Origin of the sequence: Streptomyces sp. NPDC006544, assembly GCF_040611715.1 — a bacterium.
GTDB lineage: Bacteria > Actinomycetota > Actinomycetes > Streptomycetales > Streptomycetaceae > Streptomyces.
On sequence record NZ_JBEXOV010000166.1, the window covers coordinates 1 to 9,578 of the forward strand.

Below are 9,578 nucleotides of genomic sequence, written 5' to 3' on the forward strand. Positions count from 1 at the left end.
TACGCGACCTGGTCGCCGGCCCCGAGGCCGAGCTGGGTCGGCAGCCAGGCCACCAGTTCCTTGGAGCCCGGGCGCCCTCCCGGTGGCAGCGCTGACCTGAGCGGGCGAGGATGGCGGCCCAGCCCCACCGGGCAGGCCGTGGCTTCCCGGTGCACCCTGTCCCCCGCTTCTCCCCCTTCCCCCACCCGCGATCGGAGCTCGCATGATGTCCTGCTCCACCATGGGCGGGCGCGCGCGCCGGGGAACGGCCCGCGCCGTGGCCTCCGTTGCCGCGCTGGCCGCCCTCGCCACCGGATGCCGCGAGGACGCCGCGCCCGCCTGGGAGTATCCGGAGCTCCGGGCGACCCTGACCTCGCTGTCCCGGGCCCTCGACGAGGGCTGCGGCGGCGAGTCCTGTGCCGACGAGCTCGACCGGCTCGACGCCCTGGCGGAGCGCGCCTTCGCCGAGGCCCTCGACCGCCGCCTCCTCGACGACGCGTACGTCGGGGCCAGGAACCGGGTGGACCGGGCGAGACACCTCCGCCTGGCCGCCGCGGCCCAGGCCCGCTCGCTGCGTGATCCGCACTACCCGCCCCTCGAACGGGCGCAGGAGGCCGAGAGGCTCGCGTACCGGCAGCTCCTGGCCGCGCTGGAGAAGGTCCGCTCCGCTCCCCCGCCCGGGGACGGCGGCGAAACCGCCTGACGCGCGCCCCGCGGCCGCCCGGGCGCCTACGGTCGCAGGGGCGGGGTGGGGAGCGCCGTGCCGTCGAGTGCCACGAGGGACAGGAGGGTGATCGAGCCCGTCCAGGCGAGGGGGGCGACCGCGGCGGGCCCGCCCGCCCCGTTCACCTTCTCCGGCAGCTCGCCCAGCGAGTTCCTCTTGGAGAGGACCCACTCCATGACGCGTCCGGCCCTGTCCGGACGCCCCGTGGCAGCCCATGCCAGTGCGAACAGCGCCGTGCTCGGCGTCCACGCGGTCGCACCCCAGGGCGCTGTGCGGTCGTTCCCGGGGGTCAGCCCCCCGTTGGGCAGGAGCAGCGCCCCGTACGTGTCGTCCAGCGCCCCGGACAGGCCGGCCGGGGCGGCGTTGAAGGGGGGCGCCATGAACGCCACCGCGCTGTCGTGCCCGTGGCGTCCGTCGGCGGTGCGCCGGTATCCCAGGGGGGCGAACCGCGCGGCGATCGCGGAGGAGAGCCGGCGGGCCGACCGTTCCCAGCGTGCGGCGTCCTCCGGCCGGCCGGCCTCGCGGGCGAGGTCCGCGGCGGAGTTGAGCCCGGCGAGCAGCGGCGCGGCCGTACCGATGGTCGTGGCGGACGGCATCAGCTCCCAGTAGTCGGGGGATGCCGGGGGCAGCCCGTCCTGGCGCAGCGAGCCCGCCGCGTGGTCGGCCGCTTTGCGGATCATCGGGTAGAGGAGGCCGAGCCGGGCGCGGCGGGTGGCCTCGGGGGCCGTCCGGTACCACTGCCAGGTGGCCCAGGGGACCCAGCCGTTGGCGTCGAGCTGCGGCCGCCTGCGGTCGGGCGGGCCGGACCCGTCGAGCTTCGTCCGCGCCTCCCAGGTGCCGTCCCCGCGCTGGGTCGCGGAACTGTAGCGCAGGATCCGGTACGCCTCCGCGTCATGACCGGTGTGCGCGAACGCGGCGGCCGCGAAGCCGGAGTCCCTGGGCCAGGAGTAGTCCCAGCCCGGACTCCAGCCCGCCGCCATGGCGCCGTTCGGCCGGAGCAGGGCGCGCATGGCCAGGAGGGCCCGCTCGGCCGCCGCGCGCTGCGTCGGCGAACTGCCCGGCACCCGGCCGGAGGCCAGCCAGGCGCGGCTCCGTGTGATCTGCCGCCACGCGGGCGGATGGCCGGGGGCGACCACGGCGGACGTGGTGCCGGCGTCGGGAAGGTACTTCAACCGGCCGGACGCCAACCGCAGGACGCTGCTCCCCTCGACGTACCGCGCGCCCGTGGCGACGGAGGGCGGTACGCCCTCGACGGCCGTCGTGTTGGACAGGAGACCGACGGTGGGGGCGGCGTGCGCCGGCAGGGAGGCGTAGCGGAGCTCGGCCGCCACGCGGGTCTGGCGGCCCGGGGACCCGGCCGCCTCCACGGGCAGGGGCCGCGCCGGGCCGGCGCGGCGCCCGGCGTGGCCGCCCGTGACGCACACGGGGACGGCGACGCTCGTCAGGGCGGCCACGGCGACCGCCCAGCGGCCGAACCGGACACCGGGCATCGTCACTCCCTCCGCCGGGGCCTCGCAGGCGGACCCGTGGCCCCATCCTGGGAGAGCCGCGCCCGCGCTGCCACGGCTCGGCCGCCGTCCGGATGAGCGAGGCGCAAGGGCCCCGGGGCGCCGTACGCGACCTGGCTCACCCGGGATGCCGGGGGCGGCGGGCCGTGCACATCATGAGGTCCGCGGGCCGTTCGGTCACCGCGGTCGGCGGGCGCATCGGCCGCCTCACCGACCGGGCCCCGCTGCGAAGGGCTGGTACATGAGCACTGCTGCGGCCGAGTCCGATGACACCCGGACGACTTCCCCCGGGGCGGGCCGGGGCCCCGGCCGCCGCCCGTTCCCCCGCGGGCTCCTCCCGGCGGCCGGGGCGACGCTCGTCGCGGCGGCCGGAGCCCTGATCTCCGTCGGATGCTTCCTCGGTCTCTACCTGCGGCCCACCTCCGACGACTGGTGCGCCGCCTGGAAGGCTCGTGATCTGGGAGTTCTCGGGATCACGTCCGACTTCTACACCACCCAGAACGGCAGGGTCGCCAATGCCTTCCTGAGCGGTGTCGTCTACGGCGACGGACTGGCCGGGACCAAGCTCCTTCCGGCGGTCATCGCGGTCTCCTTCACCGCCGCGCTCGTGCTGTTGGGGCGCTCCTTCGTCCGGTTCCTCGGCGGCAGACCCCGCGTGCTGTTCCTGACCGCGTGCGCGCTGGTCGTACAGGCGCTGATCTACTTCGCGGGCCCCCGCAGCTATCAGGTGCTGCTGTGGGCCCCTGCCACGATCTCCCACACCGTCCCGAGCGTCATCGGCCTGTGGGCACTCCTGCTGGCCCTCCGGACCGCCGACCATCCCCGTACCGGCGTCCGCGTGGCCGGCTTCGCCTCGGCGTTCCTCATCGGCTTCGCGCTCGGGACCCTGAGCGAGCCGTTCGCGCTCGTCAGCGGGCTGCTCGCCGCCGCCGTCGGGCTGCTGTGCCTGCCCCGCCTCGGCCTGGCGCGGAACTGGCGCCCGTTCACCTGGTGCCTGCTCTGGTGCTCCGGCCTGCTCTGCGGTCTGGTCGTCCTCTACACCTCCCCGGGTGCCCGCTGGCGGCGGGCCCAGCAGCCCGAGAAGGAGTCGCTGCTCTCCGCGACCGGGATGAAGGACGTCCTCGGGGACTGGCTGCGCATGTGGGATTCCGTCACCGGGCAGTGGGCCTACCTCGGAGCCGCCGCCGTCGGCGTACTGCTGGGTCTGGCGAGCGCTCTGCGCCGGCGGGCGCACCGGGATCCGCAGCCGCGCCGGACCCTCCCGCGCAAGGTGCTGATCGCCCTGCTGCTGCTCCCGGTGCCCGTGGTGGTGCTGGGTTCGCTCGCCGTGGTGGTGGGCCTGCGCAGCGGCTACGGCCCCAGCGGGTGGACGTACGCCCGGACCTGGACGAGTTACCTCGTGCCGATGGAACTGGCGCTCTGCGGCTACGGAGCGATGCTGGGTGCGCGGGGCGGCCGGCGGCTCCGCGACCGCGGCGCCGCCGACGCGGTCCTCGCCGGGGGCGCCGCCGCAGCGGGCGTTCTGGCCCTGGCGTCGGTGGCCGTGCTCGTCCCCGAGGTCCAGCGGCTCACGACCGCCACGGTCACCCGTTCCGTGGCCTGGGACGCCCAGAACGCCCGCATCCGGGCCGAAGCGGCCCGCGGCGCCACGGACGTGGGCTACCGGCCCTTGTACATCGGCAGTCTCGCCGAGCCGTTCTACACGGCGAACTACCAGCGGGACTGGGTCGCCGCCTGCGTGTCGAAGTGGTACGGCGTGGAGCGGATCCACCGCCGCTGAGCCGCGGCCGCGCATCCGAGGGCCCGCAAGCCCCTGCCGGGCGTGGCGCGTTCGCGGGGGAGGCGGCCCGCGCGTCCTTCTGACGGGCTCTGAGTACGCGTACTCATGCCGTGCGCGTCCCGGGCGGGCGAGGGTGGCATGAAACCGCGCGGACGGGCGACGCTCACGGGGTGTCGCATCCGGTGCGAACCCGGTCCGGCCGCCGCACGTTCGACGTACGTCATGACCGCCTCTGAAGGGGAACGCCTTGCGCACCACAGGACCACGCCCGTCCCGCCGCACCGCACTCGCTCTCGGCGCCGGCGCGGCTCTCGCCGCCGCCCTGCCCCTCGGCGGGACGGCGCACGCCGCCTCAGCCGGGGACGGCGTCACCTCACGGCTGAGGGAGCTCGAGGAACAGCACTCCGCCCGCCTGGGTGTGTTCGCCCGCAACCTGCGCACGGGACGGACGGTGGCGTACCGCGCGGACGAACGCTTCCCGATGTGCTCCCTGTTCAAGACGATCGCCGCCGCGGCCGTGCTGCGCGACCACGACCACGACGGCGAGGGTCTGGCCAAGCTCGTCCGGTACACCGCGGAGTACGTGGAGAAGTCGGGCTACTCCCCCCGCACCGGCAGGGCCGAGAATCTCGAGAACGGCATGACCGTCGCCCAGTTGTGCGACGCGGCCATCTGCTACAGCGACAACACCGCGGGCAACCTGCTGCTCCGCGAGCTGGGGGGACCGACCGCCGTCACCCGCTTCTGCCGCTCGATCGGGGACGGCAGGACCCGGCTCGACCGATGGGAGCCCGAACTCAACTCGGCGGAACCGTGGCGCACGACCGACACCACCACGCCCCGCGCCATCGGCGGGACCTACGCGCGCCTCACGCTCGGTGACGCGCTCGCACCGCAGGACCGGGACCGGCTCACCGGCTGGCTGCTCGCCAACACGACCAGCGGCGAGAGGTTCCGCGCCGGCCTCCCCGCCGACTGGATCCTCGCCGACAAGACCGGGGGCGGAAGGTACGGGGGGAACAACGACACGGGCATCGCCTGGACGCCGGACGGCGCACCGGTCGTACTGGCCGTCCTGACGACGAAGCACGAGGAAGACGCACCGGCCGACCACCCGCTGGTGGCCGGCACCGCCGCACTGCTGGCGGCGGAACTCGGCTAAGGGGGGCTCCTCCGCCTTGCGATGCACCGCACCTGACGCCGTGCGCTGACCCACCGGGGATTGCGGGACAGCCCCGTCCGGTCACCGGACCGGGCGGCCGAGGAACGCGTCGATCGCCGTGGCGACTTCCGGGTGGGCGAGGTACTCCTCGATGCTGTGGGCCCGGTCGTTCGCGTTCAGCACGGCGTGTTCCTCCGTCAGCTTGCCCCAGACGCGCTCCAGCGGGCAGCCGATGGCCACCACGTCGGTCGGACACCAGGCGTTGACCCAGTGGTCGACGGCGTCGGGGCGGTGTGTGCCCGGCGGGACGAGCCGACTGCTGACCGCGTCCATCCCCAGGGGGCTGCCGGCCGTGACGAGCAGGGTGACCCTCGTCCCCTGGGCAAGCCGGTTGGCGATGAGGTCCATGCCGACCACCGTCCCGAGGCTGTGCGTGACGAGGACGAGCTCCCCTTCGGGCGGGAGCGTCTCGGCCACGCAGTCCAGGACGGCCTCGCGGATGTCTCCGCCGCGGAGGTACGCGTCCACGTCGCGGAAGACGGCCTCGATGGCCAGGGTGTCCAGTCCGGTCTTGGCCGCCAGCCAGCTCAGGGCCCCCTGGAGGGACCCGACCAGTGTGCTTCCGAGGCCCTCCGTGGCCGGCCGGCCGTTCTGCGGCATGCCGGCCAGGGCCGCCGCGTCGATGACGAGCCGCCCGTACGTGTCGTCCGCGTACCCGTCGGCGCGGGCGTCGGGGAGGGCCTCGTGCCGCCCGGTGGCTTCGACGATCCGGTCGCCGTAGAACGGGAACCAGACGTTCTCCGGGTCGACGGTGGGGAGTCCGGCGCGGGTGAGTCCGTGGTTCAGTCCCCCGGTCCAGCCGCGGCGGAGCTCCACGGGGTCCTTCCCTTGCTGATTGCGTCCGTGCAGGAACACCAGGTGCCGTCGGCCGCCGAACGCGTTCTCCGGAGCGCTCAGACCGGTGCGGGGCCCCGGGGACTCGCGGACACCGCCGACGGCCGGGGGGCGGGGAGCGGTGACGACCGCGGCGGCCTCGCGCGGCGGCGCGGGCGGTGCGGGCGGCGCGACCACCGTCCGCACCGGGTCCGCCGCGAGGTCCTGCTGGAGGCCGGAATCGGGACCCATCTCGGTCAGCAGGGCACGCCGCGCGGGGTCCAGGCGCCGGGCGGCGAGATGTTTGAGGATCGAGCTGGTGCGGGCACCTTCGTTCGAGACGTAGTCGACGGTGTCGTCCCCGTCGATGCCACGGCGCCAGGGCTGACCGTCCTTGCGCAGGATGCGGCCCTGCCGGTCCGTGTTCGGCACGCCCTGGTGGTGCAGCGCCACGACCTCCCACTGGTCGTTGTAGACGGGAGAGCCGGAGTTGCCGGGCTCCGTGTCGGTGCGGTAGTGGAGGAATTCGTCCAGCCTCTGCACCAGGGCGTTGTCCCGCAGGGCGATCTCCTTGAGGCGGCCCATCGGATGGCCGATGACGTTCACCGGGTCGTTCAAGACGATCTTGCCCTGTTCCAGGCTGAGCCGGTTCCACCCGAAGACCTCGCCCGGAGGCCGGCCGTCGGCGGCGGGGGCGACCGCCACCAGCGCGTAGTCGAGGTGCTGGTCCGCGGTGAAGAACGTGTCGGGGTCGAGCTCGTACCGGATCGTGGCGTCGGGCGCGTTGTCGATGGTGACTTCGGCGTTGAACTCCAGGAAGCACAGGCGCACGGTCTCCGCGTTCGGGAACACGTGGTGGTTCGTGAGCAGCAGCCGGGGCGACACCAGGAAGCCGGTGGCGTGCGGCCGCTCCAGGCCGTTGCGGAGGATCGAGATCCGGGCGACGGTGGCGCCCGCGCGGACGCCCCGCGGCAGGAAGCTCCACGGCTGGAGGTCCTTGGTGAGTCCGATGACCCGCTCCAGGGTCTCGGGCCCGTCCAGTGCCTCCGCGTGAATGCGCTCCACCGCCGCCGCGGCCGGGACCCCACCCCGGTCGAGAAGCCGTTTGGCCCGGTTGGCGATCGCCTGCCGGGTGTCGGGGTACTTCACCCCCGCCGCCAGCTTGTCCTCGATCACCACCCTCGCCGCGGTCGCGTCGCGATACCTCTGCGCCGCCGCCGCGGCCTGCTGTCGCTGCAGTTCCCGGGTCTCGTCCGTCGCCGGCATGGCGGTCACCGTTCTGTTCTGGCGGGTGTACGGGCTCCTTCCAGGAGCTGCCATGGAGGTCGACGTCGCAACAACGGGCCGCGCGGTCACGGCGCCCGCGACCGGGGCGGACGGCACGGGTCACCGCCTCTCCCTGCGCCGATGTCCCTCGGCAGAAGGTTCCGGGGCTCTGGGCCGGGCGGGTGGCTCCGGGGCTGCGGCCGGCCGCTCACCGGGGCCCCGCCGATAGGTCCCGGCGCGTTCGCCCCGCGTACCGGCCGCGCGCGGAGCCGCGCACGCCGACGGGACGGGCGAACCGCCGCGCGGGCGGCCTACGGCCTTCTTCCGGTCGATATGAGCTTAAATCACATGTAAGTGACGCTCTGTCGCGCGAGGTGGTTCCAGTCCTTCGATGAAGGGGGTTGCGTTGTCGACGGATCTGCGTTCCGGCACGGACAAGGTGGTCTTCGGAGTCACCGCGGGCCTGACCCTCGCCTTCGTGCTGTGGGGCGCCGTCGCGACGGATTCGCTGGAGAGCGTGTCGAGCCGCCTGCTCAAGGGGCTCCTCCACAACGGCGGCTGGGCGTTCATGCTCGCCGCCAGCGGCTTCGTCGTCTTCGCCCTCTGGCTGGCGATCAGCCGCTACGGCCTGATCCGCCTCGGCCGCGAGCACGAGCCCCCTGAGTTCCGCACCGTCTCCTGGGTCGCCATGATGTTCAGCGCCGGCATGGGCATCGGGCTCATGTTCTACGGCGTGAGCGAACCCCTGGCGCACTACGAGACGGCCCCGCCGGGCACGCACCCCGTCGACTCCGCCGAGCGGATGCAGACCGCGATGGCCACCACCCTGTTCCACTGGACGCTCCACCCGTGGGCGATCTACGCGGTCGTGGGACTCGCCATCGCCTACAGCACGTTCCGTCGCGGCCGCCGCCAGACGATCAGTGCGGTGCTCGAGCCGCTGATCGGCCCCCGGCACGCCCACGGCGGGGCCGGCCGGGTCATCGACATCGTGGCGATCTTCGCCACGCTCTTCGGCTCCGCCGCCTCGCTCGGCCTGGGAGCCCTTCAGATCGGCAGCGGGATCCGTGAGCTGGGGTGGATGGCTTCGGTCAGCACCGCGCTGCTCGTCGCCGTCATCGCCGTCCTGACCGTCGCCTTCGTCGCCTCCGCGGTCTCCGGCGTGGAACGCGGCATCCAGTGGCTGTCGAACATCAACATGGTGCTCGCCCTCGTACTCGTCGTGTTCGTGTTCATCGCCGGGCCGACCGTCATCGTGCTCGACCTCCTGCCCACGTCCCTCGGCGCCTACCTCGGCGACCTGCCCCAGCTCATCGGCCGTACGGAGGCCACCGGCGCCGGGGAGGTCGCCGACTGGCTCGGCAGCTGGACGGTCTTCTACTGGGCCTGGTGGATCTCCTGGACACCGTTCGTCGGCATGTTCATCGCCCGGATCAGCCGCGGCCGCACCATCCGGCAGTTCATCGGGGGCGTCATCCTCGTACCGAGCACGGTCAGCCTGCTGTGGTTCGCCGTGTTCGGCGGCACGGCCATGAAGCTCCGGGAGAGCGGCGAACTCGGCCGGGAGAGCACCCCGGAGGGGCAGCTCTTCGGGCTGCTCCAGCAGTTCCCCGTCCCCACCGCCATGAGCCTGCTGGTGATGGTGCTCGTCGCCATCTTCTTCGTCTCCGGCGCCGACGCCGCCTCCATCGTGATGGGCACGCTCTCACAGAAGGGCGTACTCGAACCGTCCCGGCTGGTGGTCGTCTTCTGGGGCGTGGTCACCGGCGCCGTCGCTGCCGTCATGCTGCTCATCGGCAACGGCAAGGGCGACGCGCTCGCCGGACTGCAGAACCTGACGGTCCTCGTGGCGGCGCCGTTCACCCTGGTCATGATCGGCATGTGCGTGGCCCTCATGCGCGACCTGCGCCGCGACCCGCTCATCGTCCAGGGCGAACGGGGCAGGGAAGCCGTCGCCGTCGCCGTCGCCGCGGGCCACGAGGAGTACGGCGGCGATTTCGAGATCCGCATCGGCCCGTCCGGCGGGCCCGGCGCGGCGGATGCGGCACGGCCGCCCTCCTCGCCCTTACCGCCCCGCGGTCCGTCCTGACGGCGGGACGCCCCCCGCGCCGGGCCGCCGGGCCCCGTCCCGACATGCGTCAGGGCCGCGCGGCACCGGCCGCGCGGCCCTGACGAGGTGCGTTTCGCAGCCTCAGGCGGGGGTGATGTTCTCCGCCTGGGGGCCCTTCTGGCCCTGGGTGACGTCGAACGTCACGACCTGGCCCTCCTGGAGCTCGCGGAAGCCCG

General features: G+C 73.8%; 7 protein-coding genes. 4 read left to right on the forward strand and 3 right to left on the reverse strand.

Annotated elements, in window-relative coordinates; all coding sequences use genetic code 11:
• Positions 1-202 precede the first annotated feature (202 nt).
• A complete protein-coding gene (locus tag ABZY44_RS36410; protein WP_356661622.1) occupies positions 203-682 on the forward strand; it encodes a hypothetical protein in 480 nt (159 codons plus the stop codon).
• 26 nt (positions 683-708) lie between these two features.
• On the opposite strand, the gene ABZY44_RS36415 is transcribed toward ABZY44_RS36410, so the two are convergent.
• Positions 709-2,193, reverse strand: a complete 1,485-nt coding sequence (locus ABZY44_RS36415; protein ID WP_356661624.1) for a hypothetical protein — start codon at positions 2,191-2,193, stop codon at positions 709-711.
• A gap of 259 nt (positions 2,194-2,452) precedes the next feature.
• Between ABZY44_RS36415 and ABZY44_RS36420 the strand changes: the two genes are divergently transcribed.
• Positions 2,453-3,991 (forward strand): DUF6056 family protein, encoded by a 1,539-nt coding sequence (locus ABZY44_RS36420; protein WP_356661626.1) that lies wholly within the window; start codon positions 2,453-2,455, stop codon positions 3,989-3,991.
• A gap of 247 nt (positions 3,992-4,238) precedes the next feature.
• Positions 4,239-5,153, forward strand: coding sequence for a class A beta-lactamase (gene bla / locus ABZY44_RS36425; protein WP_356661628.1), 915 nt, complete (start codon positions 4,239-4,241; stop codon positions 5,151-5,153).
• An 81-nt stretch (positions 5,154-5,234) separates the two neighbouring features.
• Here the strand turns inward: bla and ABZY44_RS36430 are convergent, their stop codons facing one another.
• On the reverse strand, positions 5,235-7,292 hold the full coding sequence (locus ABZY44_RS36430; RefSeq protein ID WP_356661632.1) for a serine protease: 2,058 nt from the start codon (positions 7,290-7,292) through the stop codon (positions 5,235-5,237).
• Positions 7,293-7,698: 406 nt separating this feature from the next.
• Between ABZY44_RS36430 and ABZY44_RS36435 the strand changes: the two genes are divergently transcribed.
• The gene (locus tag ABZY44_RS36435) at positions 7,699-9,381 is read left to right on the forward strand and encodes a BCCT family transporter (protein WP_356661630.1); all 1,683 of its coding nucleotides are present in this window, start codon (positions 7,699-7,701) and stop codon (positions 9,379-9,381) included.
• 102 nt (positions 9,382-9,483) lie between these two features.
• On the opposite strand, the gene ABZY44_RS36440 is transcribed toward ABZY44_RS36435, so the two are convergent.
• Positions 9,484-9,578 (reverse strand): cold shock domain-containing protein (locus ABZY44_RS36440; RefSeq protein ID WP_356661634.1); only part of this gene is annotated, 95 nt, incomplete at its 5' end.